The sequence below is a fragment of the Nesterenkonia sp. F genome (assembly GCF_000220985.1).
Taxonomy (GTDB): domain Bacteria; phylum Actinomycetota; class Actinomycetes; order Actinomycetales; family Micrococcaceae; genus Nesterenkonia.
Genome location: NZ_AFRW01000004.1, coordinates 1 through 22,667 on the forward strand (window position 1 = coordinate 1; position 22,667 = coordinate 22,667).

At 72.3% G+C, this 22,667-nt stretch carries 18 protein-coding genes, 1 tRNA gene, 1 other RNA gene, 1 pseudogene and 1 riboswitch; of the genes and pseudogenes, 12 read left to right on the forward strand and 9 right to left on the reverse strand.

Going from position 1 to position 22,667, the window contains the following annotated elements:
• On the reverse strand, positions 1–1,577 hold a 1,577-nt coding region (locus GU5_RS0100240), incomplete at its 3' end, for a DNA polymerase III subunit gamma and tau (RefSeq protein WP_139084233.1).
• A gap of 4 nt (positions 1,578–1,581) precedes the next feature.
• Positions 1,582–2,607 (reverse strand): acyltransferase, encoded by a 1,026-nt coding sequence (locus tag GU5_RS0100245; RefSeq protein ID WP_010523573.1) that lies wholly within the window; start codon positions 2,605–2,607, stop codon positions 1,582–1,584.
• A 198-nt stretch (positions 2,608–2,805) separates the two neighbouring features.
• Here GU5_RS0100245 and GU5_RS0100250 point away from each other — a divergent pair, with 198 nt between their 5' ends.
• Positions 2,806–3,537 (forward strand): O-methyltransferase, encoded by a 732-nt coding sequence (locus GU5_RS0100250; RefSeq protein ID WP_050806532.1) that lies wholly within the window; start codon positions 2,806–2,808, stop codon positions 3,535–3,537.
• Positions 3,538–3,787: 250 nt separating this feature from the next.
• Here the strand turns inward: GU5_RS0100250 and GU5_RS0100255 are convergent.
• A tRNA-Ser gene (locus GU5_RS0100255) sits at positions 3,788–3,872 on the reverse strand.
• 192 nt (positions 3,873–4,064) lie between these two features.
• Here GU5_RS0100255 and ffs point away from each other — a divergent pair.
• Both ffs and GU5_RS0100260 read left to right on the forward strand, forming a co-directional pair.
• Positions 4,065–4,161: signal recognition particle sRNA small type (ffs, locus tag GU5_RS16535), an RNA gene on the forward strand.
• 104 nt (positions 4,162–4,265) lie between these two features.
• Complete coding sequence (locus GU5_RS0100260) at positions 4,266–4,874, forward strand: hypothetical protein (RefSeq protein ID WP_139084234.1); 609 nt, start codon at positions 4,266–4,268, stop codon at positions 4,872–4,874.
• Here GU5_RS0100260 and GU5_RS0100265 read toward each other — a convergent pair.
• Positions 4,847–5,815: a hypothetical protein gene (locus tag GU5_RS0100265; RefSeq protein WP_010523576.1), complete on the reverse strand. Its 969-nt coding sequence runs from the start codon at positions 5,813–5,815 to the stop codon at positions 4,847–4,849. The genes GU5_RS0100260 and GU5_RS0100265 overlap by 28 nt on opposite strands.
• Before the next feature lie 233 nt (positions 5,816–6,048).
• On the opposite strand from GU5_RS0100265, the gene GU5_RS0100270 reads away from it, so the two are divergent.
• A complete protein-coding gene (locus GU5_RS0100270; protein WP_139084235.1) occupies positions 6,049–7,758 on the forward strand; it encodes an alpha-keto acid decarboxylase family protein in 1,710 nt (569 codons plus the stop codon).
• Positions 7,759–7,905: 147 nt separating this feature from the next.
• Here GU5_RS0100270 and GU5_RS0100275 read toward each other — a convergent pair whose 3' ends face one another.
• Positions 7,906–8,103 carry a hypothetical protein gene (locus tag GU5_RS0100275; protein WP_010523578.1) on the reverse strand — a complete coding sequence of 66 codons (198 nt, stop codon included), beginning with the start codon at positions 8,101–8,103 and terminating at the stop codon, positions 7,906–7,908.
• Positions 8,104–8,333: 230 nt separating this feature from the next.
• Between GU5_RS0100275 and GU5_RS13160 the strand changes: the two genes are divergently transcribed.
• From GU5_RS13160 to GU5_RS0100290, 3 genes are read left to right on the forward strand one after another with little or no spacing between them, the layout of a single operon-like run.
• The gene (locus GU5_RS13160) at positions 8,334–9,272 is read left to right on the forward strand and encodes a sensor histidine kinase (RefSeq protein ID WP_010523579.1); all 939 of its coding nucleotides are present in this window, start codon (positions 8,334–8,336) and stop codon (positions 9,270–9,272) included.
• Positions 9,263–9,955: a response regulator transcription factor gene (locus GU5_RS0100285; protein WP_010523580.1), complete on the forward strand. Its 693-nt coding sequence runs from the start codon at positions 9,263–9,265 to the stop codon at positions 9,953–9,955. The genes GU5_RS13160 and GU5_RS0100285 overlap by 10 nt, the downstream gene beginning before the upstream one ends.
• Entirely contained in the window at positions 9,952–10,836 is an 885-nt protein-coding gene (locus tag GU5_RS0100290) for a DUF4097 domain-containing protein (protein WP_139084236.1), read from the forward strand. Before GU5_RS0100285 ends, GU5_RS0100290 begins: the two co-directional genes overlap by 4 nt.
• Positions 10,837–10,857: 21 nt before the next feature.
• Here GU5_RS0100290 and metE read toward each other — a convergent pair whose 3' ends face one another.
• Positions 10,858–13,251: a 5-methyltetrahydropteroyltriglutamate--homocysteine S-methyltransferase gene (metE, locus tag GU5_RS0100295; protein WP_010523582.1), complete on the reverse strand. Its 2,394-nt coding sequence runs from the start codon at positions 13,249–13,251 to the stop codon at positions 10,858–10,860.
• A gap of 91 nt (positions 13,252–13,342) precedes the next feature.
• Positions 13,343–14,359, reverse strand: a complete 1,017-nt coding sequence (locus GU5_RS13165) for a methylenetetrahydrofolate reductase (protein WP_010523583.1) — start codon at positions 14,357–14,359, stop codon at positions 13,343–13,345.
• A gap of 59 nt (positions 14,360–14,418) precedes the next feature.
• Positions 14,419–14,556: riboswitch (SAM riboswitch) on the reverse strand.
• 189 nt (positions 14,557–14,745) lie between these two features.
• Between GU5_RS13165 and GU5_RS16105 the strand changes: the two genes are divergently transcribed.
• Positions 14,746–15,270 (forward strand): LytR C-terminal domain-containing protein, encoded by a 525-nt coding sequence (locus GU5_RS16105; RefSeq protein ID WP_010523584.1) that lies wholly within the window; start codon positions 14,746–14,748, stop codon positions 15,268–15,270.
• Positions 15,267–16,349 (forward strand): FUSC family protein, encoded by a 1,083-nt coding sequence (locus tag GU5_RS0100310; RefSeq protein ID WP_010523585.1) that lies wholly within the window; start codon positions 15,267–15,269, stop codon positions 16,347–16,349. Before GU5_RS16105 ends, GU5_RS0100310 begins: the two co-directional genes overlap by 4 nt.
• 127 nt (positions 16,350–16,476) lie before the next feature.
• Here GU5_RS0100310 and GU5_RS17140 read toward each other — a convergent pair whose 3' ends face one another.
• Positions 16,477–16,845 (reverse strand): hypothetical protein, encoded by a 369-nt coding sequence (locus tag GU5_RS17140; protein WP_010523586.1) that lies wholly within the window; start codon positions 16,843–16,845, stop codon positions 16,477–16,479.
• Positions 16,846–16,956: 111 nt separating this feature from the next.
• Positions 16,957–17,721, reverse strand: coding sequence for an SDR family NAD(P)-dependent oxidoreductase (locus GU5_RS15710; protein WP_369750438.1), 765 nt, complete (start codon positions 17,719–17,721; stop codon positions 16,957–16,959).
• Between the two features lie 358 nt (positions 17,722–18,079).
• Here GU5_RS15710 and aceA point away from each other — a divergent pair, with 358 nt between their 5' ends.
• From aceA to GU5_RS0100335, 3 genes and pseudogenes are all read left to right on the forward strand, one after another.
• A complete protein-coding gene (gene aceA / locus GU5_RS0100325) occupies positions 18,080–19,342 on the forward strand; it encodes an isocitrate lyase (protein WP_050806535.1) in 1,263 nt (420 codons plus the stop codon).
• 62 nt (positions 19,343–19,404) lie between these two features.
• Positions 19,405–21,101: pseudogene (gene aceB, locus GU5_RS15715) on the forward strand (malate synthase A).
• A gap of 16 nt (positions 21,102–21,117) precedes the next feature.
• Complete coding sequence (locus tag GU5_RS0100335; protein ID WP_010523589.1) at positions 21,118–22,611, forward strand: helix-turn-helix domain-containing protein; 1,494 nt, start codon at positions 21,118–21,120, stop codon at positions 22,609–22,611.
• The last annotated feature ends 56 nt before the right edge of the window (positions 22,612–22,667 follow it).

The window sequence follows — 22,667 nt, forward strand, 5'->3', positions numbered from 1 at the left end:
TGCTCCTCCGGCCGCTCCGCCGCCCCCTCGGCGGCGCGCGGCACGCCCGGCGTCGCCCATTCGTCGGCGGAGCCGGCACCCGGCGCGGGCATCGACTCCTCCGCCGGCTCGGTGGACGAGTCAGCGGGCGGCGCAGGCGTCGACTCGGCGGCGGGCTGCGCGGCCGCCGGTGCCGACGTCGGCTCAGACCGGTTCGGCGCAGTGCCCCAGGACTCCGCGGCCGCGACCGTCGGTGCTTGAGCGGGCTGGGGAGTCGGCTCCTGGGGCCGCTCCTGGACCGGCTGCGTCGCGCCGGCCGCGGCGTCGTCTGGTCGTTCCGGCGTCGCGGACGGCGTCGGCGCGGCCTCGGCGGCACCGGCCTCCGCGGCCGGAGTCTCCGGGGCGGCAGGCGTCATGCCCGCCTCCGAGGCGAAGTCCAGCCGGCGCTCCATGCGTTCCAGCCGGGAGGCCAGGCTCGAGACGCCCGACTCCGCCTGGGGCAGCAGCAGCCGGGCCATCAGCAGCTCGAGGTGCAGCCGCGGCGAGGTGGCGCCGACCATGTCGGTCAGTGCCTGGGCGGTGATGTCGGCGGCGCGCGAGAGCTCGGCGTGGCCGACGGCGGCGGCCTGCTGCTGCATGCCGCGGATCTGGTCGTCGGGGACGCCGCGCAGGATCGCCCCGGGGTTCTCCGGCATCGACTTCACGATGATCAGGTCACGCATGCGCTCGAGCAGGTCCTCGACGAAGCGCCGCGGATCCTGGCCCGACTGCACGACGCGGTCGACCACGCTGAAGGCCGTCGCGCCGTCGAGCGCGGCGACGGCGCCGACGACGTCGTCGAGCAGGCTGGCATGGGTGAAGCCCAGCAGGGCGACGGCGCGGTCATAGTCGATGCCCGATGCCTCGGAGCCGGCGATGAGCTGGTCCAGCACGGAGAGCGTGTCGCGCACCGACCCGCCGCCGGCGCGGATGACCAGCGGCAGCACGCCGTGGTCGACCGGGACCTGCTCCTCGGTGCAGAGCCGCTGCAGGTACTCCAGCAGGGGCTCCGGCGGGACCAGGCGGAACGGGTAGTGGTGGGTGCGCGAGCGGATGGTGCCGATGACCTTGTCCGGCTCGGTCGTCGCGAAGACGAACTTGATGTGCTCCGGAGGCTCCTCCACGATCTTCAGCAGCGCGTTGAAGCCCGCGGCGGTGACCATATGAGCCTCATCGATGATGAAGATCTTGTAGCGGTCGCGCACCGGGGCGAAGGTGGCCCGCTCGCGCAGGTCGCGCGCGTCGTCGACGCCTCCGTGGGAGGCGGCGTCGATCTCGATGACGTCCAGCGACCCGGAGCCGCCGGTGGACAGGTCGCGGCAGGACTCGCACTCGCCGCAGGGCATGCCGGTCGGGCCCTGCTCGCAGTTCAGGCAGCGCGCCAGGATGCGGGCGCTGGTGGTCTTGCCGCAGCCGCGCGGTCCGGAGAACAGGTAGGCGTGCGAGACGGCATTCTTGCCCAGCGCCGTGACCAGGGGAGCGGTGACATGCTCCTGTCCGATCACGTCGGCGAACGTGTCCGGGCGGTAGCGGCGATACAGGGCGGTGCTCACTGACATGACCCTACCGTGCAGCGCGGACGTCCGCATTCGTCGGAGCCCCGGTGCTGGCCCCGGTGCTGGCCCCGGTGCGGGCCCCGGTGCTTGCCCCGGCTCGCGCCTCGGTGCGGGCCCGCAGCCGCCCGGCGATCCGCGCGGCGCCCGGGGCGACGTACAGCCACGGCATGCGGGGCCGCAGTCGCACCATGAGCACCGTCAGCGCCAGCCCGACGACGGTGGTCAGCGTGACGTGCCAGAACGGGTCGGCGCCCAGGCGCTCGAGCCCGCGGTGGACCAGCACCAGGAGGGGGAAGTGCGCGACGTAGACGACGATCGAGCTCCGTCCGACCCAGCGCAGGAAGCGCGCGGCCCCGCCGACGGGCAGCCGCGGCGCGACCCAGAGGATCACCAGCAGCCCCAGCACCGAGATGCCGGCCGCCTCCAGCGTGCCCAGCCGCAGGCGCTGGTCCTCCAGCCCCAGATGCGACAGCACCGCCGCGGCGACGCCGAGCAGCGCCACCACGGGCCAGGGAGCGCGGACCCAGCGGGGCACCAGATGGCCGAGTCCGGCGCCGAGGAAGAAGAACGCCCCGTAGTAGAGGGTCTTGGTCGCCAGCCCGCCGGGGACGTCGACGGAGGTGACGACGACGAGCATCGCCGCGGCGACGCCGACGAACGGCACGCCCCGGAGCAGCAGCGCGGCCAGGTAGCAGGCCGTCAGCGCCAGCAGGAACCACAGGTAGTCCCCGGTCAGCCAGTAGTCCGGATCTCCGGGGCCGTTGCGGAAGACCAGCACGCCGTAGAGCACCATCCAGACCGCTGCCGGCCAGGCGATCCCGGCGACCTTGCCCCAGAGATACTGCGCGGTCGGTTTCGTCAGCGACGTCGGCAGCAGCATGCCGGAGAGCAGCATCAGCATGGGCATGCGGAAGGGCTCGACGTAGCGGTTGATCAGCACCCACTCGCGGATCGCATCGCCGGTCGAGGCCGGGATGGTCGCCGCGTGGAGCACGACGACGAGCAGCACCGCGGTGCCGCGCAGCAGATCCATCCAGTCCATGCGCGGGCGCGCGCCGGCGGGCCCCGGCGGAACGGCGGGGGAGGTGGAGGCTGGTGGGGGCAGACATGAGCGGCGGAGGCGGTCCTGGTGCGGGATCGGGCGGGTGTGCCGAGCTCAGTGTAGCGGGCGGAGATGGTCGCCGTTCCATCCGTCCTTCCGCGCGCGGGTCGGGGTCCATAGGCTGGCGCCATGGATGATTCCTCGACTCCCGTGACCCAGTCCGGCCCCGATCGCACGACGAGCTCCTGGGCCGACGTCGACGCACACCTGGAGCACAGCATCGTCCGCCCGGATGACCAGTTCGCCGAGGTGCAGCGCCGCGCGCAGGAAGCCTCGATGCCCGGCATCGAGGTCTCGTCCGGCACGGGCAAGCTCCTCGGGCTGCTGACCGAGATCTCCGGGGCGCGCCGGGTGCTGGAGGTCGGCACGCTGGCCGGCTTCTCCACGCTCTGGATGGCCCGCGCCGTCGGCGAGGACGGTGAGGTCGTGACCTGCGAGTCCGAGCCTGCCCATGCCGACGTCGCCCGGACCAATCTGGACGCCGCCGGCGTCGGCGACCGCGTCGACATCCGCGTCGGCGCGGCCGAACAGACGCTGGAGCAGCTGGTGGAGGAGTTCCGCGGCGGCGACGGCGCGGCCTTCGACCTGGTCTTCCTGGACGCCGACAAGGCGGGCAATCCGCGGTACCTGCAGCTGGCCCTGCAGATGGCGCGTCCGGGCACGGTGATCGTCGGCGACAACGTGGTCCGCGACGGCGCCGTGCTCGATGCGGACTCGTCGGACCCTGACATCCGCGGCATCCGGCAGTTCCTGCAGGACCAGGGCGACGACCCGTGGCTGGAGGCCACTGCGGTGCAGACCGTCGGCGCGAAGGGGTGGGACGGCTTCAGTCTGGCGGTGGTGCGCGAGCCGGCGTCCTGAGCGGGGATGCTGATCTGAGACTGCGGACCTGAGCTGCTGCGGGCGGCTCTCCTGCCCTGCGCGTCCTGGGGTCCCGTCCTGGGCCCCTGCGTCGAGTGGCGGCTCCGAGCGGCATCTCCCCGACGACGCGCCGTGTCGCCGCGGCAGAAGCTGCTGGGAGCCGCCACTCGATGCGCCGGGGGAGGGCCCTCAGCCGGTCCGGAGCGACGAAGAGGCCCGGAGCTCCGTGGGAGCTCCGGGCCTCGATCGGCGGAGGATGAGGGATTCGAACCCTCGAGGGCGTTAACCCAACACGCGTTCCAAGCGTGCGCCATAGGCCGCTAGGCGAATCCTCCTGGCCGCTGTCCGCGGCATCCTGACCGGCGGCACCCTCAGGTGCACGCGGCGATGCCGCGAAAGCAGATTTCATCCTAGCGGACATCGGGGGCGGAACGCACATCGAGACCTCGGATCGGCGCGTGAGTCGTCCCGCCGGAGCCGCGCGGGTGCTGGTTGGCCAAGCCGAGTCGGCGAGGGCTAGTATGGATGTCGGCCCCACGTGTGGTGTCATCCTGCTGAACTCCCCCAGGACCGGAAGGTAGCAAGGGTAGGTGGGCTCTGGCAGGTGCACGTGGGGCCTTTCCACGCCCGAGCGGGCCCCAGGCCGTCCGGCCGCGGCCGCGCCGCGTGCTGCGGGATCATCCCCGGGGAGGATGGCGGCCGGCTCGCGTCGTCCTAGGGTGCGGGTCATGAGTTCATCGTCCTCCCGCCTCCGGTCATCCGCCTGCCCGACGACACGGCGTGCCGTCGACGATCCCTGGGTCCAGGGCGCGGTGTCCGGCCTGCTGACCTTGATCCCTGCGCGCCGCTGGCCGCGCGCTGTGCGGGAGATCTACCTGTGGGGCCCCGCGGTGCTCCTCGGCGGCGGGCTGGCCGCGATGTCCCTGGCGTCCGCGCCGTCGGCGACCGCCGCCGAGGAGATCGAGCAGCGGGCCGAGCGGTCTGCCGAGCAGACCCCGGAGGAGCGACGCGCCTCGCCGCTGCGCCGCGTCGTCGCCGGCCTCGTCATCGGGTCCGTCGTCGGCGGGACGGCGCACGGCATCGCCCGCCTCTCGCTGTGGGCCGACGACGCCGCCGAACGCGGACTGCGCGGGATCGGTGTTCGGCGGCCGCGTCCGGTCATGGCCGTCGTGGGCGGGATCGGCGTCGGGGCGATGGCCGCCGCCGAGAATCGGGCGGAGAGTCGCGGGAAGACCGAGGACTCAGGGCGGTCCGAGGCCTCCTCGGAGACCGGCGCGGGCGCCGGGTCGGCTGCCGCCCCGGAAGCCGATCAGCCGTCGTCGTCGGCCCCCTCCTGACTCTCGGGCGCCTCGTCGTCCGGATCGTCCGATGCGTCGGACGGGCTCCCGCTCGCCGCACCGGCGTCCGCCTCCTCAGGTCCCTCGACGGCCTCCTCGTGCAGGGCGAAGCTGGTGAACAGCTCCCACAGCTGCTGGTACTCCGGAGCGTCGGTCAGCGCCTCGGCGTCCTCGCGGCTCAGCCAGGTCGGGTCTCCGCCCTCCGGCGGCGGGGGGAGAGTCGCGTTCATCATGACGTTGCCGGCGTGCTCCTCGGGAGTGTCGTGGAAGAAGGTCCAGACGTCGGAGTCCTCGAGCTCCTGATCGGGCTCGACGGACACCAGGCTCATGACGATCCGGTACTCGCAGTCCTCGGGGCCGGACGCGTCGTCCGAGGTACGGCTCCCCTCGGGAGGGACCATCTGGGTGGTGGTCAGGCAGTTGCTGGACAGCAGGCTCTGCGCCCACGTCTCCGTGTCTCCCTGGCCGGCGTCGGTCAGCCGCTGCGAGTCGAGGAGCTCGCGGTGCATCGCCGGCGCGCCTCCGGCATCGGTGGCGGTGTTGATGACGATCTCGCCGTAGTTCTCCCCCGAGGAGCTGGTGATGGAGTACCGCTGGGAGGACTCGCCGTCGGCCCATCCCGGATATTCCTCGGCGGTGTTCTCGCCGAGGCTCAGCCCGGAGGGCACCTCCCAGCTGTAGGTGCCCTCCGCCGAGGTGAACGTCGAGGTGTCTCCGGTCGGGTCCTGCGAGTCCGCGGGCGAGGGAGACTCCTCGCCGGCGTTCGCGTCCACGCCGCCGTCGGCGTCTGCGCTCGGCGCCGCCGAGGTGCTCGGCGACGTCCCGTCGTCCAGGTCTCCGCCGGCGTCGCCCCCGTCGCCCTGGCAGCCGGTCAGCGCGAGCAGCGCGACGGTGCCCAGCGCGAGCAGCGGGGCGGAGGACCAGGAAGTGGTGGTGGGCATCGTCGCGGCTCCTCGGGTCGTGTCTGCCGGGCGGGCCGTGCAGAATCCGGACGTTCACAGGACAATGGAGGGCGGGGCGCGAGCTGCGCGACCCGCCGAGGCGCCCCCTGTTCGGAGGACACGGTGATCGCCACAGCCCCGTGGCGTGTGCATCCAGTGTGCCTCACTGCACAGCATGCGGAAAGTCCCACAAGGGCGGGCGCATGCTCGACGACCGATGGAAGGTGACCTCCATGTCCGCACCCGCTGACCAGCAGATTCAGCATGATCCGGAGACCCGGCAGGTCCGGCGCGACTACGCGATCGGCGACTACCTGCTCGACCGGCTGGCCGAGCTCGGGCTGACCGAGATGTTCGGCGTCCCCGGCGACTTCAATCTGCACTTCCTGGACCACGTCGTCTCCCATGACACGGTGCGCTGGGTCGGCTCGGCCAATGAGCTCAACGCCGGCTACTCCGCCGACGGCTACGCCCGCATCCGCGGGGTCGGGGCCTTCCTGACCACCTACGGCGTCGGCGAGCTCTCGGCGATCAACGCGCTGGCCGGCTCATGCGCGGAGTCGGTGCCGGTGGTGCAGATCGTCGGCGCCCCGCCCAAAGAGGTCCAGGCCTCGGGCCGGAAGATCCATCACTCGCTGGGCGACGGCGACTTCAAGCACTTCGTGCGCATGGCCGCCGAGGTCACCTGCGCCCATGCCGACCTCGACGCAGCCACCGCCACCTGGGAGATCGACCGGGTTCTGCGCGAGGTGGTCTTCCGCCGCAAGCCCGGCTACCTGATGCTGGCCCACGACGTCGCCGAGGTTCCGACCTTCCCGCCCGCCGAGCCGCTGGCCACCGACCTGGTGCAGACCACCCCCGGCGCCGAGGCGGCCTTCGAGCAGGCCGTGCGGCGCTTCCTCTCCGGCCGTCGGGCCGCGGTGCTGGCGGATCTGATGGTCCACCGGCTGGGCGCGACCGAGCAGCTTTCGGCGATGCTCTCCGAGACCCGGCTGCCCTTCGCCACGCTGGCCTGGGGCAAGACGCTGGTCGACGAATCCGATCCGCACTTCGTCGGCATCTACGCCGGGGCGGCCTCGCAGCCGCAGGTGCGCGAGGTGATCGAGGAGGCCGAGGCGCTGATCACCGTCGGGGTGGAGTACACCGACAACACCACCGCCGGCTTCTCCATGGACCTGGACGCGTCGAGGCTCATCGAGATCTCGCGTTTCGGCGCGCGGGTCGCCGGAGAGGTCTTCACTCCGATCTCGCTGGAGGTCGCGCTGCAGGTGGTCCACCGGGTGATCACCGATCTCGGCGACGTCGCGGCGATGCCGCACGAGACCGCCGAGGACCCGACGACCCCGCACGAGCCGGGGGAGGGGCCGCTCACCCAGGACGCGCTGTGGTCGACCCTGGCGTCCCAGCTGGAGTCGGGCAACATCGTCGCCGCCGACCAGGGCACCAGCTACTTCGGCATGGCCGCCCACCGGTTCCCGGCGTCGTCGACGTTCATCGGCCAGCCGATGTGGGGCTCGATCGGCTACACGCTGCCGGCGATCCTCGGAGCGGGACTGGCCGACCGCGAGCGCCGGCCGGTGCTGCTCATCGGCGACGGCTCCGCGCAGCTGACCATCCAGGAGATGGGCACGATCATCCGCGAGCAGCTGCCGGCCGTGGTCGTGCTGGTCAACAACGACGGCTACACGGTCGAGCGCGCCATCCACGGTGCCGACCAGTCCTACAACGACATCGCCCGGTGGCGCTGGGAGCTGGTGCCGCAGCTCTTCGGCGCGGCCGAGGGCGGGTATCGGTATCACCGCGTCACCACCGAGGCCGAGCTGCTCGAGGCCTGCCGGGACACGATGGCCCACCGCGACCAGCTGGTGCTCATCGAGGCGATCACCGGCCGCGACGACGTCCCGCAGCTGCTGAAGGACGTCGCCGAGGCGCTGAAGCGCTGAGCCGAGGCGGACCCGGCCCGGGTCGGGGTGCAGGAAACTGCACCTCGATCCGGCAGTCACCTCGCTCGTCGCCCGCCGTGCTGTCCGCATAGGCTCGCAGGTGATGGAGACGACGACGGAGCGGCGCCGCACAGCGGCGCAGGAGGGTCACCAGCCGACGACGGCGCCCGGTGCGGTCTCCGGAGCGGTCCCCGGGGCCGCGTCCGGTCCGGACGCCGAGGCCGCGACGGGCCGGGCGCCGGGCCGCCGGCCGGAGCTCTTCCAGCGGATGGTCACCGAGCTGATCTCGCTGGTCACCGGCTGGCTGGTCTGGATGCTCGGATTCGGCAGCGTCCTGGTGTACATGCGGCTGATGCAGCCGGGCGGCTGGCCGCCGATCGACCGTCTCCTCGGGCTTCCGAGCCAGCTGCCGCTGGTGCCGCGCATCGCCGTCGCCGTCGCCGTGATGGTCCTCGTGCTGCCCGCGGCGGCACGCCTGGCCGAGCAGCTGCAGCATGCGCGGGCGACGCATCTGCTCGGCGAGACGCTGCCGCCCGCCGCCCACACCCGACGGCAGGCCCTGGTGGCGCTGTCTGATGTGGAGCAAGGACCGCACCAAGCCGGGGATGCTCGGCCGCGTCGTGGCAGGAGCGGCGGTCTCCACGCTGCTGGTCGCGGGGACGATCGCCTGCACGGTCACGGCCGCCGTGCTGCTGGCCCTTTCGCTGACCAGCGACGGCGTGCCCACCGGCGCGTCGCTCTTCCAGGGCCGGTCTCGACCGGTGGTCACGATCCTCGCCGTCGCCGTCCTCGCGGCCTCGCCCTGGATCGTCCACCGGCTCAGTCAGCTCGACCGCCGTCTGCTGCGGGCCTTCTACGGCACCGATGAGACCGCTCGGCTGCAGGCCCGCCTGCAGCATGTCGAGGAGGCGCGCTCCGACGCCGTGGTCGCCGCCGACGCCGAGCGCCGCCGGATCGAGCGGGACCTGCACGACGGCGCCCAGCAGCGGCTGACCGCGCTCGCCGTCGACCTGGGGCTGGCCCGGAGGGCCCACGCCGAGGATCCGGAGACGCTGCGTCAGACGCTCACCCGTGCCCAGGGCGAGGTGACCTGCGCCCTGCAGGAGATCCGCGATCTGGTCCGCGGGCTGCATCCGGCGGTGCTGGAGGATCGAGGACTCGACGCCGCCGTCTCCGCGCTGGCCGGCCGCGCGCCGCTGCCGGTCCGCGTCGACGTCGCCGTCGAACCGCGGCCGGCGGTGCAGATCGAGGCGGCGGCCTACTTCGTCGTCGCCGAGGCGCTGACCAACACGATCGCCCACGCCGAGGCGCAGGCCGTGGACATCACGATCCGCCGGGCCGGCGACGAGCTGACGGTGACCGTGGTCGACGACGGCCGCGGCGGCGCCGACCCCGCCGCCGGAACGGGCCTGGACGGGCTGCGCCGCCGGGTGAACACCGTCGACGGCAGGCTGCAGATCTCCAGCCCCGCCGACGGCGGCACGCAGGTGCAGGCGGTGCTGCCATGCGGGTGATCATCGCCGAGGACTCCGTGCTGCTGCGCGAAGGCGTGGTGAAGCTGCTCGACCACGCCGGCTTCGTCACCGTCGCCTCGGTCGGCGACGCCCAGGCGCTGCTGGCCGCCGTCGACGAGGAGGTCCCCGATCTGGTCATCGTCGACGTGCGCATGCCGCCGACGCACACCGACGAAGGCATCCGGGCGGCCCTGCAGCTGCGCGCCGACCACCCGGAGCTGGCGATCATCGTGCTCTCGCAGTACGTGGAGGAGCACTATGCCGTCGACCTGCTCACCGGGCGGACCCGCGGGATCGCCTATCTGCTCAAGGACCGCGTCGCCGACGTCGACGAGTTCCTGGGCACCGTCCGGTCGGTGGCCGAGGGCGGCACTGTGCTGGATCCCGAGGTGGTCTCCCAGCTGCTGAGCCGGCAGCACGGCCGCGACGGCGTCGAGCTGCTCACCGACCGTGAGCGGGAGGTGCTCGAGCTCATGGCCCAGGGCCGCTCCAACGCCGGCATCGCCGCGGCGCTGCATCTGAGCGACTCGGCGGTCTCGAAGCACATCAACGCGATCTTCAGCACGTTGGACATCCCGCCGGCGAGCAGCGACAACCGTCGGGTGCTGGCCGTGCTGCAGCACCTGTCGGCCGGTGCTCGAGGGATCCGCGGCGGAGACGGAGGAGGGGAAGAGCCGCGATGAGCATGGAACAGCATTCGACGACACCACCGTCAGGTGTCTGGCCGCGCCGGCTCTGGGGCGGCCTCGGGGCGGCGGCGACGGCTCTGGTGCTGGCCTGCGCCGTGCCGGCGTCGACGGCGGCCATCGTCAAAGTCACGGGGCCGGCCGATGCGGCGCGCCGAGTCGAGGAACGCACGATCGAGCAGCCGGTCGAGTCCGTCTCCGTGAGCGCCGACGCGGGAGACGTCGCCGTCCGCGGCGCCTCCTCAGACCGTGCGCAGGTGCGTCTGGACATGAACTTCGGCGTCGACGGATCCGGAGCCGGCGCGGGCGTGGATCGCGGGACCCGGCTGACACTCCGCTCGCAGTGCGCGGCCCGATGCCGAGCAGCCCATTCTCTCGCCGTGCCGCAGGACGTCGAGGTGCAGATGGTCGCCGTGGGCGGCACGCAGAACGTCAGCGGGATCAGCGGGGAGCTGACGCTCTCCGCCGGGTCTGCCGACACCGTCCTCGACGACGTCTCCGGTGCTGTCGACGTGGTCAACGAGTCGGGATGGGTCCGCGGCACCGGTCTGCGCAGCGAGGAGGTCTCCGTGCAGGGCGGCAGCTCCACCGTCGACCTCAGGTTCTCCGAGCTGCCGGGATCGGTGGAGGTGTCCCTCGACTCCGGCTCCACCACGATCGAACTGCCGGCCGGGACGGACGCTGGGCGCTGCACCGTCGAGACGGACACTGACGGCGAGGTCGTCGTCGATCTCCCGGAAGCCGCCGCGGAGGGAGCTTCGCGGGAGACCGACGACGCGTCCGGAGCCGACTGCGCGCTGCGGCTGACCAGCGGCGGCGGAGACATCACCGTCACCGGTGCTGATGCGGAGGCGTTCCCGACGCCCCGTCGGGACTGAGCTGCATCGCGAGGGCGGTCCTCAGACTCCGGCGGACGCCTCCGCCCGAGCCGGCTCGGACTCTGCCAGCGTGCCGCGGACGACGGCGGCGGCGTCGACCAGCCGGCGCAGCGAGGCCTCGGTCTCCTCCCATCCGCGGGTCTTCAGCCCGCAGTCCGGATTCGCCCAGACCAGCGAGGAGTCCAGCCCCTCGGCGGCGACGCGCAGACGCTCGACGAGCTCCTCCGCACTGGGCACGCGCGGGGAGTGGATGTCCCATACGCCCGGGCCGATGCCGCGCGAGTAGCCGTGCTCGGCCAGCGCGGAGACGACCTCGAAGCCTGATCGCGAGGCCTCCAGGGTGGTGACGTCGGCGTCGAGCGCGTCGATGGCGCCCAGCACCGTCTCGAACTCGGAGTAGCACAGATGGGTGTGCACCTGGGTGGCCGCCGTCGCCGCCGACGTCGCCAGCCGGAACGCCTCCACCGACCAGCGCAGGTAGTCCTCCTGCGCAGCGGTCTGCAGCGGCAGCAGCTCGCGCAGCGCCGGCTCGTCGACCTGGATGATCCGCGTGCCGGCGGCCTGCAGGTCCTCGACCTCGTCGCGCAGCGCCAGCGCGATCTGATCCGCCGTGGTCGCCAGCGGCTGGTCGTCGCGGACGAAAGACCACGCGAGGATCGTCACCGGTCCGGTGAGCATGCCCTTGACCGGCTTCTCGGTCTGCGCGGCGGCGTGCCGGATCCAGTCCACGGTGATCGGCTCGGGGCGGTGGACGTCGCCGAAGAGGATCGGGGGACGCAGGCAGCGCGAGCCGTAGGACTGCACCCAGCCGTGGGTCGTGGTGACGAAGCCCTCGAGGTTCTCCGCGAAGTACTGGACCATGTCGTTCCGTTCGGCCTCGCCGTGGACGAGCACGTCCAGCCCGATCTCCTCCTGCCGGGCCACGCAGTCGGTGATCTGCTCCCGGATCGCCGCCCGATACTCCGCGGCGTCCAGGTCGCCGCGCCGATGGGCGGCCCGCAGCGTGCGGATCTCGGCGGTCTGCGGGAAGGAGCCGATCGTGGTGGTCGGCAGCGCGGGCAGCCGCAGGCTGGTCTCCTGGGCGGCCCGGCGGTGCTCGGCGTCGGCGCGGCGCCGGTCCTCGACGCTGACCGACTCGCCGCGCCGGCGCACCGCGTCCACGTGGACCAGCGCGTGGGTCTCGCGGGCCCGGCGGATCTCGGCGTCGGCGGCGGCCAGCTGCTCGGCGCGATCGCGGCCGCCGTCGAGGACCTCGGCCACGGTGAGTACCTCGGCGACCTTCTGGTCGGCGAAGGCCAGCCAGGAGGCGACCTGCGGGTCCAGACCGGTCTCGCGCTCGACGTCGTGGGGCACATGGATCAGCGAGGTCGAGGTGCTCACCGCCACCGGGCCGTCATGGCGCTCACGCAGGGTCAGCAGAGTCTGGGCGGCATCGCCGGCCGCGGTGCGCCAGATGTTCAGGCCCCCGACGACGCCGGCGAGGATCTGCCGGCCGGCCAGCGGGGCCAGCGCCTCTGAGGAGGGCAGCTCGCCGCGCTCGAGATCGAGGCCGACCGCCTCGACGCCGGCGGCACCCAGAGCGGCCAGGGCGTCGTCGCCGGCGGCTCCGTAGCCCACCGGCACGACCAGCCGCGGGCGCTGTTCGATCCCGGCCAGCGCGGCGTAGGCCGTCCGCAGTCCGGCGACGACCTCGGCGCGCTCGACGTCCCAGCCGCCGGAGGCCAGCGCGGGCTCCTCCAGCTGCACGTGCTCGACGCCGGCGTCGGCCAGCGCGGCCAGCAGGGCGCCGTAGGCCTCGGTGAGCTCGTCGAGGCGGTCGAACCGCGGGGCGGTGGAGCCCGCGGCGGTTTTGGCCAGCAGCAGGAAGCTCACCGGACCCACCAGGGTGGGGCGCAGCGTGGTGCCGGTCTGCTCGACGAGGTCGCGCACCCGGGCGCTCAGCGCCTCGGCGGCCGGGGCGAAGCCGACGCCGTCCTCGAGCTCGGGCACGTAGTAGTGGTAGTTGGTGTCGAACCACTTGGTCAGTTCCAGCGGCTCCAGCGTCTCGGTGCCGCGGCTGAGTGCTGCCAGCAGCTCCAGGCCCGCGCCGGAGTCCGGGTCGGCGGCGGTGAAGCCGGCCTCGCGGAACCGTGCGGGCACCAGGCCCAGCAGCACGGAGGCGTCGAGCACCTGGTCGATGACCGCGCCGTCGAAGGGCACCGCCGACTCGCCGGCGAGGCCCAGCTGGGAGAGGTGCTCGACCGTGCGTGTGCGGTGGGTCGAGATCGCGGATATCAGCTCGGCGACGTCGCCGCCGCGCCAGTGAGCCTCCAGGGCGCGCTTGATCTCGCGGTGCGGGCCGATGCGCGGGTAGCCCAGAATCGTGCTGGGCACGCCGGCCGTCGCGGCGGAGCGGGGCTGGGTGGACTCAGTCATTCTATTCTCCTGTGTCAGTCATGACATGTCGCAGGCGTGGTGGCGTCGCGGCATGGGATGGTGCGGGGTCTGGTGCGGACGCAGCGCCGGTTCAGGCGCGGGCGAGCCGGGCGGCGTCGCGGATGCGCAGGTGCTCCAGGACTGCCAGAGCGGCGGGGTGCTTGTTGAACGTGTACAGGTGCAGCCCCGGGCAGCCGAGCTCGAGCACCGAGTCGATCAGTCGCAGCGTGGCCGCCACGCCGCGACGGCGCCGCTCGGCCTCGTGGTCCACGTCCAGATGGTCCAGCAGGTGCTGCGGCACCGGGACGCCGGAGATCTCCTGCAGGCGCGTCAGCCGCTTCGGATGGGTCAGCGGAGCGATGCCGGCCACGATCGGCAGATGGATGCCCTGCGAGCGGGCGTCGTCGACCAGCCGGGCGTAGTCCTCGGCGTCGTAGAAGACCTGGGTTATCGCGTAGTCGGCGCCGGCCTCCTGCTTCTCCCACAGGGCGCACAGATCCGCGGCATGGTCGCGGCCCGCGCCCGACGGCGGATAGGCCGCCACCGAGATCGAGACCGGCCGTGCGCCGGGACCGTCCGGGACCTCCAGCCGCTCGGCCTCGATCTGCCGGATCAGGCGGACCAGCGCGGCGCCGGTGTTCAGGCCGTCGGGCTGGTGGATCCAGTCGGACTCGCCGCGCGGCGGATCCCCGCGCAGCGCCAGGATGTCGCGCACGCCGTCGTCGAGCAGGTCGGCGACGGTCTCGCGCATCTGCTCGGTGGTGCTGCCCTGGCAGATCAGATGCGCCATCACCGGCTGGTCGGTGGTCTCCAGCAGGTGGCGGATGACCGTCCGATTGGCCCCGGCCGGCTGGCCGTGGCCGTGGGTGACGGAGAAGTAGTCCGGCGTGGCCTCCGCCATCGTCTCGATGCCGCGCCAGACCTCGTCCAGCGAGCCGGTCGAGCTGCTGCCGGCGCGCCCCGGACGCGGCGGGAAGACCTCGAAGGAGATCAGCGAGGTGCGCCGGGTGCGCTGGACCAGGAACGAGGTGTTCGGGGTCGTCGCCGACGGTGCGGAGTCGGGCGGCGAATCGGTCGTGATGCCCGGAGCGGGCAGGGATGCAGGCATATCGTCACCTCCGTGTGGAGCGTCCATGGGTCATGAGGCGCCACAGGGAGGCTTCCCCTGCGCCGTGCTTGCGCCTGCGGATCGGGCGGCGCATGCCGCTGATCCTCGGCGCCGGATCGTCATCTGGGGCACCCCGTCACGCGGAAAGGGTTGCCGACCGGTCAAGCCAGAGCCGTGTCTGACCGGTTCTCGTGATCCAACTATGTTCAGGACAGTATCACGCAGAGGCGCAGGGGGAGAAGATGATCCTCGGAAATCCAGGGTTCACGGCCTTCGTGCTTCGGGTGAACATATCGGCGGCACAGTGAACGTCGCGCCGGAGGGGGCGACGACGCACCGTGCCGTCTCGCTCCCCCGGCCCGATCCACGCTCGTAGAATGGTCAGCATGAGCCCGGCCGATCCTCCTGAGACGCGGAGCCGGTCCCGCCTCCTCGTCGCTGTCTCCTCGGGCCTGGTGCTGGCCGCCGTCACGCTGGGGAGCTGGCTGATGATCGACGGCACGCTCTCCGTCGAGCTCGGCGGGGGAGTGCCGCACACCGAGGACTGCCCCGAGGACGTGCTCGCCCCGGTCGTGCCGGAGCGGGTGCGCATCAGCGTCTACAACGCCACCAACGAGTCCGGGCTGGCCGGAGAGGCCGCCGACGACCTGCGCGATCGTGGTTTCCGGGTCACCGACGTGGGCAACGAATACGTCGCCGACACCGAGTTCGACAGCATCATCCGCGCCGGCGGTCGCGGGCTGCGCCAGGCCCGCACGCTGCAGCAGCACCTGCCCGCGGCAGTCGTCGACCTCGACGGGCGGAGCAGCTTCGGCGTCGATCTGGTGCTCGGCTCCGAGTACGACGGGCCGGAGACGGAGGCCGACGTCGAGCCGACCCCCGGGCGGCTGTCCTGCGGGGGTGCGTCGTGAGCGGCGCCGCGGTCGAGTCCCCGGCACCGAGCGGAGGCCGCCGACGGCGCGAGCTCGTCTGGCCGTCCTCGCTCGGGCGCCTGGAGGTCGAGGTCGGCCTGCGCGCCGCCGTCGCCGTGGGCGTCTCGCTGTTCGCGCTGCACGCCGCCGGCGCCGAGGACCTGGCCGCCTATGCGGCCTTCGCCGCCTTCGTGATCCTCTACGGCCGCGGCGAGACGTATCGGCGTCGGCTGGCCACCCTCGCCGTCGTCGGCGCGGTCTTCCTGGCCGTCATCGCCGCCGCGATGGCCGTGGCGCTGCGGGGCTCGCCCGATGCCGCCGTGGTCGGCGGCCTCGCCGGCGTCGCCGCACTGGGCATGGTGGTCTCGCAGGCGATGGCGCTGAAGCCGTTCGGCCCGATCTTCATGGTGTTCGCCTTCGGGGTGATCTCCTCGATCCCGCTGACGGCGGAGCAGTTCCTGCCGCGGCTGGGCATCTCCGCAGCCACCGTCGTGTTCTGCCTGGTCCTCACCCTGGTCGGCCGGCCGCTGCGCGGGCTGCCCGGTCCGCACCATCGGCTGCTCGGGCCGCTGGACTCGCCCCGACGCGCTCTGCACGCGCTGGCCGACCCGGCTCTGTGGGGACTGGCGGCCCTCGCGGCGGCGGGCACGGCGGCGGCGATGCAGCTGTCCTCCCTGATGGGACTGGGGCACTCCTACTGGGCGGCGGTGGCCGTGGCCGCCTGCATGCCCCGGCCGCATGCTCCCCTGAGCCTGGCGCGGATCATCCACCGCGTCGTCGGGACGACGCTGGGCGTCGGCGGAGCCTGGGCGCTGCTGGCGCTGGACCCGCCGACGACGGCGGTGATCCTGCTGGTGGCGGCCTTCCAGTTCATCGCCGAGCTCTTCGTGGTCCGCGTCTACTGGTTCGCCCTGCTGTTCATCACGCCGCTGGCGCTGATGGTCAGCCACCTCTCCCAGCCCCGACCGGTCGACCAGCTGGTCGTCGACCGGGTGCTGGACACGCTGCTCGGCGGGCTGGTCCTGCTGCCGATCATGGGCGTCGTCCACCTGGTGCGGCGCCGGGCGGCCGTGCGCTGAGCCGCGCCGAGACGGTGCTGCGGCACACCTGATGTGCCGCCGGAGGTCCGGTCGGCGCTCCTCGGTGACACATGAGGTGTGCGCTCGCGACGGACCGGGCCGGCGGCGGTCCGGCAGTCCTGCAGGATCAGCCCTGCTGGCCCTCCCAGCGGCGGGCGCGGATGAACGAGCGCACGCCCAGGACCAGGTAGACCACCAGCAGCACGAAGGCGATGGTGCCGGTGATCACCGCGCCGGGCCGCTCGGCCTCGCCGGCGAAGAGCGCCGGCAGGCTCGAGACCTGCATCAGGGTGCCCAGCGCGCCGACGAGCGCGACCACCAGAGCGATGTGGATGCCGATCTTCGGACGCTTCACCCCGATGATCCCGCTGATCACCAGGATCACGCCGAGGGCCGACGGGATCAGGGCGGTGGCGCTGGCGAAGGCGGTGGCGATGTAGGCGACGATGCCGAGCAGGACGAGGATCCCGCCCAGGCCGATGGTCAGGCGCGGCATGAGGCTCCTTCGGGGTCGGTGCGGATGACGAGCGGTTCTTCTACGCAGTGTAGTAGAAGGTGCAGGAGAAGTCCGGCGGCTCCGGGATGCTCGCGGGCCCCTCCCCGCCGGTCAGCGCGGCTCCATCCGCACCGCGCCGTCGAGCCGGATCACCTCGCCGTTGAGCATCGGATTGGTCAGGATCTGCTCGACGGTCAGCGCGTAGTCCTCCGGGCGGCCCAGCCGGGCCGGATGCGGGGTCTTCTCCGCCAGCGAGGCGCGGGCCTGATCCGGCAGTCCGGCCATCATCGGCGTCTCGAACAGCCCTGGAGCGATGGTGACCACCCGGATCTGCGTCGCGGCCAGCTCGCGGGCGGCCGGCAGCGTCATCGAGGCCACCGCCCCCTTCGAGGCGGCATAGGCGATCTGGCCGATCTGCCCCTCGAAGGCGGCGATCGAGGCGGTGTTGATCAGCACTCCGCGGTCCTCCCCGCGCAGCTCGTTGGCCTGCATGGCTTCGGCGGCATGGGCCATGAGGTTCATCGTCCCGCCGGTGTTCACCGCCAGCACGTGCATGAAGGTCTCGGAGTCCAGCACGCCGCGGCGCCCCACCAGCTTCCCCGGCGAGGCGACGCCGGCGCAGCTGACGGCCGCGCGCAGCGGGGCCCGGTCGATCGCGGCGTCGACGGCAGCCGCGGCGGCGGCCGGATCGGTGACGTCGTCGCCGACGAAGCGTGCGCGCTCGCCGATCGCGGCGACCTGCTGTTCGCGCCTCGAGGCCGCGTCGTCCGGGCGGTCGAGCACGACCACCTCGGCGCCGGCGGCGTGCAGCCGCGTCGCCGCGGCCAGGCCGAGTCCCGAGGCCGCCCCCGCTGACGATCGCACTGGTGCCTGCAAGATCCATCGTCGTCCTCCTCGCCGTCGTCGGTGACGTCGTCGCTCCTGTCCACAGCCTACGGAGGCGTCGGCGGCAGGTCACGGGCCGCGGCGAGGCGCGAGGGCGTCGATTTCTTCGCCGTCGCGAAGAACTGCAGAAATTCTCTCCGGATTCCTCGCACAACGGGGTTGCACCGGCCCCAGAGTGGGATGCACGGCGAAGAAGCCGCCGGTCACCGATTCGAAGGAGAACACCGTGACTGCCACTGCTGCTGAGACCACGAGGAACACCGCGGACGAGACCACCGCCTCCGGGCCCGGTCCGACCGCGACGACCCCCGCCGCCGAGGCCGGCACCGACGCCGAGCGCGCCGAGCAGATCCGCCGGGCCTGGCAGACCGACCCGCGCTGGGCCCGCGTCCGCCGGGACTACACCCCCGAGGAAGTCGTGCGGCTGCAGGGCTCGGTGCTCGAGGAGCAGACCCTGGCCCGCCGCGGCGCCTCGAAGCTCTGGGAGCAGCTCACCGCCGAGCACGCCGCCGGCGCCTACACCAACGCGCTGGGCGCGCTGACCGGCAACCAGGCCGTCCAGCAGGTCCGCGCCGGGCTGCGGGCCATCTACCTCTCCGGCTGGCAGGTCGCCGGCGACGCGAACCTCTCGGGCCACACCTACCCCGACCAGTCGCTCTACCCGGCCAATTCGGTGCCGAACGTCGTCCGGCGCATCAACAATGCACTGATGCGCGCCGACCAGATCGAACATCTGGAGGGCGAGCGCAGCGTCGCCGACTGGCTGGTTCCGATCGTCGCCGACGCCGAGGCCGGCTTCGGCGGTCCGCTCAACGCGTACGAGCTGATGAAGCAGATGATCTCCGCCGGCGCGGCGGCGGTCCACTGGGAGGACCAGCTGGCCAGCGAGAAGAAGTGCGGGCACCTCGGCGGCAAGGTCCTCGTCCCGACCGGCCAGCACATCCGCACGCTGCAGGCCGCGCGGCTGGCCGCCGACGTCGCCGACGTCCCCTCGCTGCTCATCGCCCGCACCGACGCCGAGGCGGCCACGCTGATCACCTCGGACATCGACGAGCGCGATGCGCAGTTCCTCACCGGCGAGCGCACCGCCGAGGGCTTCTACAAGGTCCGCAGCGGGATCGAGCCCTCGATCGCCCGGGCCAAGGCCTACGCTCCCTACGCCGATCTGATCTGGATGGAGACGGGCACTCCGGACCTGGAGGCCGCGCGGCGCTTCGCCGAGGAGGTCAGGGCCGAGCACCCGGACGTGATGCTGGCCTACAACTGCTCGCCGTCGTTCAACTGGCGCAAGAATCTCGACGACGCCACGATCGCGCGCTTCCAGCGCGAGCTCGGCGCGATGGGCTACACGTTCCAGTTCATCACTCTGGCCGGCTTCCATGCGCTGAACCACTCGATGTTCGAGCTGGCCGCCGGCTACAAGGAACGGCAGATGGCCGCCTACGTGGAGCTGCAGGAGGAGGAGTTCGCCGCCGAGGCCCACGGCTACACCGCCACCAAGCACCAGCGCGAAGTCGGCACCGGCTACTTCGACGCCGTCTCCACCACGTTGAATCCCGATTCCTCGACGGTCGCCCTGGCCGGCTCCACCGAGGAGGGACAGTTCAGCTGATCCCCGCCCTCGGTCCTCTCGACCCCACCTCGACCCCGCTCTGCTGATCGAAGGAGATCATCATGCCCGTCCCGACGACACCGACGCACCCCACCTCTCCGACCATCGACGGAGTCACCATCGCCGGCCCGGAGATCCCCCGGCTCGGCGAGGTGCTCACCCACGACGCGCTGCGCTTCCTGGCCGCGCTGCACCGCGAGTTCGAGCCGCGCCGCCGCGAGCTGATGCGCCACCGGGCCGAGCGCCGTCGCCGCTTCGCCAACGGCGAGGACCCCGGCTTCCTGCCCGAGACCCGCGAGATCCGCGAGAACTCCTCGTGGCTGGTGGCCCCGCTGGCTCCGGGGCTGGAGGACCGGCGCGTGGAGATCACCGGTCCGGTCGACCGGAAGATGACGATCAACGCGCTCAACTCCGGTGCCCGCTGCTGGCTGGCCGACTTCGAGGACGCCTCCACACCCTGCTGGTCGACGATGATCGAGGGGCAGCTGAACCTCGCCGACGCGCTGGAGCGTCGGATCGACTTCACCGCGGAGAACGGCAAGCACTACGCGCTGCGCGAGGCGGATCTGACCGACATGCCCACGATCATCGTCAGGCCCCGAGGCTGGCACCTGCAGGAGCGGCATCTGCTGGTCGACGGCGAGCCGATGTCCGGCGGGCTCGTCGACTTCGGGCTGCACCTGTTCCACAACGGGCGGCGGCTCATCGACCAGGGACGCGGCCCGTACTTCTACCTGCCGAAGATCGAGGGCCACCTGGAGGCGCAGCTCTGGGACGACATCTTCACCCGGGCCCAGCAGATGCTCGACATCCCGCACGGCACCATCCGGGCGACGGTCCTGATCGAGACGATCACCGCAGCCTTCGAGATGGAGGAGATCCTGCACGCGCTGCAGCACCACTCCGCCGGGCTCAACGCCGGCCGCTGGGACTACATCTTCTCGATGATCAAGAACTTCCGCGACCGCGGCGAGGAGTTCGTCATGCCCGACCGGGCGCAGGTGACGATGACCGCGCCGTTCATGCGGGCCTACACCGAGCAGCTGGTCCGGGCCTGCCACCGCCGGGGAGCCTCGGCGATCGGCGGGATGGCCGCTTTCATCCCGGACCGTCGAGACCCGGAGGCCACCGAGGAGGCGATTCGGAAGGTCCGCGAGGACAAGACCCGCGAGGCGACCGACGGCTTCGACGGCTCCTGGGTCGCGCATCCGGATCTGGTCCCGATCGTCGAGGAGGTCTTCGACGAGCACATGGGCGGCATCGAGAATCAGATCGACCGCGGCCGCGAGGACGTCGTCCCCGACGCCGAGGCGCTGCTCGACGTCCGCTCGACGCCGGGGAGATCACCGAGGCCGGGCTGCGGGCGAACATCGCCGTCGGCATCCGCTACGTGGAGTCCTGGCTGCGCGGCCGGGGCGCGGCGGCCATCGACCACCTGATGGAGGACGCCGCCACCGCCGAGATCGCCCGCTCGCAGGTCTGGCAGTGGATCCGCACCGGCAGCCACACCTCGTCGGGGCAGGAGATCACCCGGGCGTTCGTCGCCCGGCTGGTCGACGAGGAGGTCGCCCGGCTGCCGCGGACCGAGGACGACAGGATCGACGACGCGGTGCGGCTCTTCGCCGAATGCGCGCTGGCCGAGGACTTTCCGGAGTTCCTCACGCTGCCGGGCTACGACCGGCATCTGCGGCAGGACCGTCCGGCCCGCGACGAGGCTCGTGACGAGGCCCGCCGCGAGCCCGCCGCGGCTGTGAGCTGAGCCACGGGAGCCTAGAATGGCCGCCATGGACACCCGGTCCGAGACTGCGCCCGGCGCGCCCGCCGAGGGTGACGAGGAGCTCGACCTCGTCGCCCTCGGCCGGCGTGTGCGACACCTGCGGAAGCAGGCGCGGATGACTCTCGACGACGTCGCCGAGCGGCTGGACACCGCCCCCAGCCAGCTCTCGCTGCTGGAGAACGGCCGCCGCGAGCCGAAGCTCAGCCAGCTCACCCAGCTGGCCGCCACGCTCGGGGTGAGCCTCGACGATCTGCTGGGCGCCGAGCCGCCGTCGCGCCGTGCCGCGCTGGAGATCGAGCTGGAGAAGGCTCAGCGCGGTCCGCTCTACTCCGCGCTCGGGCTGCCGACGGCGCGGGTGAGCCCGCGGCTGCCGCTGGACGTGCTCGAGTCGCTGGTCGCCCTGCAGCGCGAGCTGTGGCGACGCATGGAGGAGCAGGCGGCCACGCCGGAGGAGGCTCGCCGGGCGAACACCGAGCTGCGCGGCGAGATGCGTGCGCGGAACAACCACTACCCGGAGATCGAGGCGGAGGCGCAGGGACTGCTGGACGCCGTCGGGCACGGCGACGGCCCGCTGTCCCACCACGTCGTCGCCGACATCGCCGACCATCTGGGCTACACGGTCCGCTTCGTCTCCTCGCTGCCGCATTCGACCCGCTCGGTCACCGATCAGCGGAACCGCATCGTCTACCTGGCGCAGTCCCGCGGCGAGGGGCAGGATGCGCGCTCGGTGCTGCTCCAGGCGCTGGGCCACCAGGTCCTCGGCCACGCCGAGCCGCAGGACTATTCGGAGTTCCTCCGCCAGCGGGTGGCGACGAACTACTTCGCCGCGGCGCTGCTGATGCCCGAGCGCACCGCCGCCCCCTTCCTGCGCGAGGCCAAGTCTCGGCGCGAGCTGGCGATCGAGGATCTGCGCGACGCCTATGCGGTCTCCTACGAATCGGCCGCCCATCGGTTCACCAATCTGGCCACCGAGCATCTGGGCATCACCTGTCACTTCCAGAAGGTCCATGAGTCCGGGATCATCCACAAGGTCTACGAGAACGACGGCGTGAACTTCCCCGCCGACCACTCCGGGGCGATCGAGGGGCAGACGGTCTGCCGCTGGTGGACCTCGCGGACGGTCTTCGACGCCGAGGACAAGTTCCGCTCGTTCAACCAGTTCACCGACACCGCCGTCGGCACCTTCTGGTGCACCGCGCGGACCGAGGGCCATTCGTCGGGGCAGTACTCGCTGAGCATCGGCGTGCCCTTCGAACACGCCCGCTGGTTCCGCGGCGGCGACACCTCCGAGCGCACTCGCTCGCGATGCCCGGACGATCCGAGCTGCTGTCGACGCCCGCCCACCGAGCTCTCCGCGGTCTGGGAGGGGCGGGCCTGGCCGGCGGCCCGGGCGAACACCCACCTGCTGGCCGCCATGCCGCAGGGCGCCTTCCCGGGCGTCGACACCACCGAGGTCTACGAGTTCCTGGAGCGCCACCGGCCGGAGGAGTGAGGTCGACGTCGGCCCTCGGCGGCCGGCGGCGCAGCCGGTCGTGCCGCGTCGTGCAG

What these genes read in the sequence shown, in the direction of transcription:
- GU5_RS0100245 (WP_010523573.1), bottom strand. Translation starts at nt 2,607, where the DNA reads ATGGATCTGCTGCGCGGCACCGCGGTGCTGCTCGTCGTCGTGCTCCAC.
- GU5_RS0100250 (WP_050806532.1), top strand. Translation starts at nt 2,806, where the DNA reads ATGGATGATTCCTCGACTCCCGTGACCCAGTCCGGCCCCGATCGCACG.
- GU5_RS0100260 (WP_139084234.1), top strand. Translation starts at nt 4,266, where the DNA reads ATGAGTTCATCGTCCTCCCGCCTCCGGTCATCCGCCTGCCCGACGACA.
- GU5_RS0100265 (WP_010523576.1), bottom strand. Translation starts at nt 5,815, where the DNA reads ATGCCCACCACCACTTCCTGGTCCTCCGCCCCGCTGCTCGCGCTGGGC.
- GU5_RS0100270 (WP_139084235.1), top strand. Translation starts at nt 6,049, where the DNA reads ATGTCCGCACCCGCTGACCAGCAGATTCAGCATGATCCGGAGACCCGG.
- GU5_RS0100275 (WP_010523578.1), bottom strand. Translation starts at nt 8,103, where the DNA reads ATGTACACCAGGACGCTGCCGAATCCGAGCATCCAGACCAGCCAGCCG.
- GU5_RS13160 (WP_010523579.1), top strand. Translation starts at nt 8,334, where the DNA reads ATGTGGAGCAAGGACCGCACCAAGCCGGGGATGCTCGGCCGCGTCGTG.
- GU5_RS0100285 (WP_010523580.1), top strand. Translation starts at nt 9,263, where the DNA reads ATGCGGGTGATCATCGCCGAGGACTCCGTGCTGCTGCGCGAAGGCGTG.
- GU5_RS0100290 (WP_139084236.1), top strand. Translation starts at nt 9,952, where the DNA reads ATGAGCATGGAACAGCATTCGACGACACCACCGTCAGGTGTCTGGCCG.
- metE (WP_010523582.1), bottom strand. Translation starts at nt 13,251, where the DNA reads ATGACTGAGTCCACCCAGCCCCGCTCCGCCGCGACGGCCGGCGTGCCC.
- GU5_RS13165 (WP_010523583.1), bottom strand. Translation starts at nt 14,359, where the DNA reads ATGCCTGCATCCCTGCCCGCTCCGGGCATCACGACCGATTCGCCGCCC.
- GU5_RS16105 (WP_010523584.1), top strand. Translation starts at nt 14,746, where the DNA reads ATGAGCCCGGCCGATCCTCCTGAGACGCGGAGCCGGTCCCGCCTCCTC.
- GU5_RS17140 (WP_010523586.1), bottom strand. Translation starts at nt 16,845, where the DNA reads ATGCCGCGCCTGACCATCGGCCTGGGCGGGATCCTCGTCCTGCTCGGC.
- GU5_RS0100335 (WP_010523589.1), top strand. Translation starts at nt 21,118, where the DNA reads ATGGCCGCCATGGACACCCGGTCCGAGACTGCGCCCGGCGCGCCCGCC.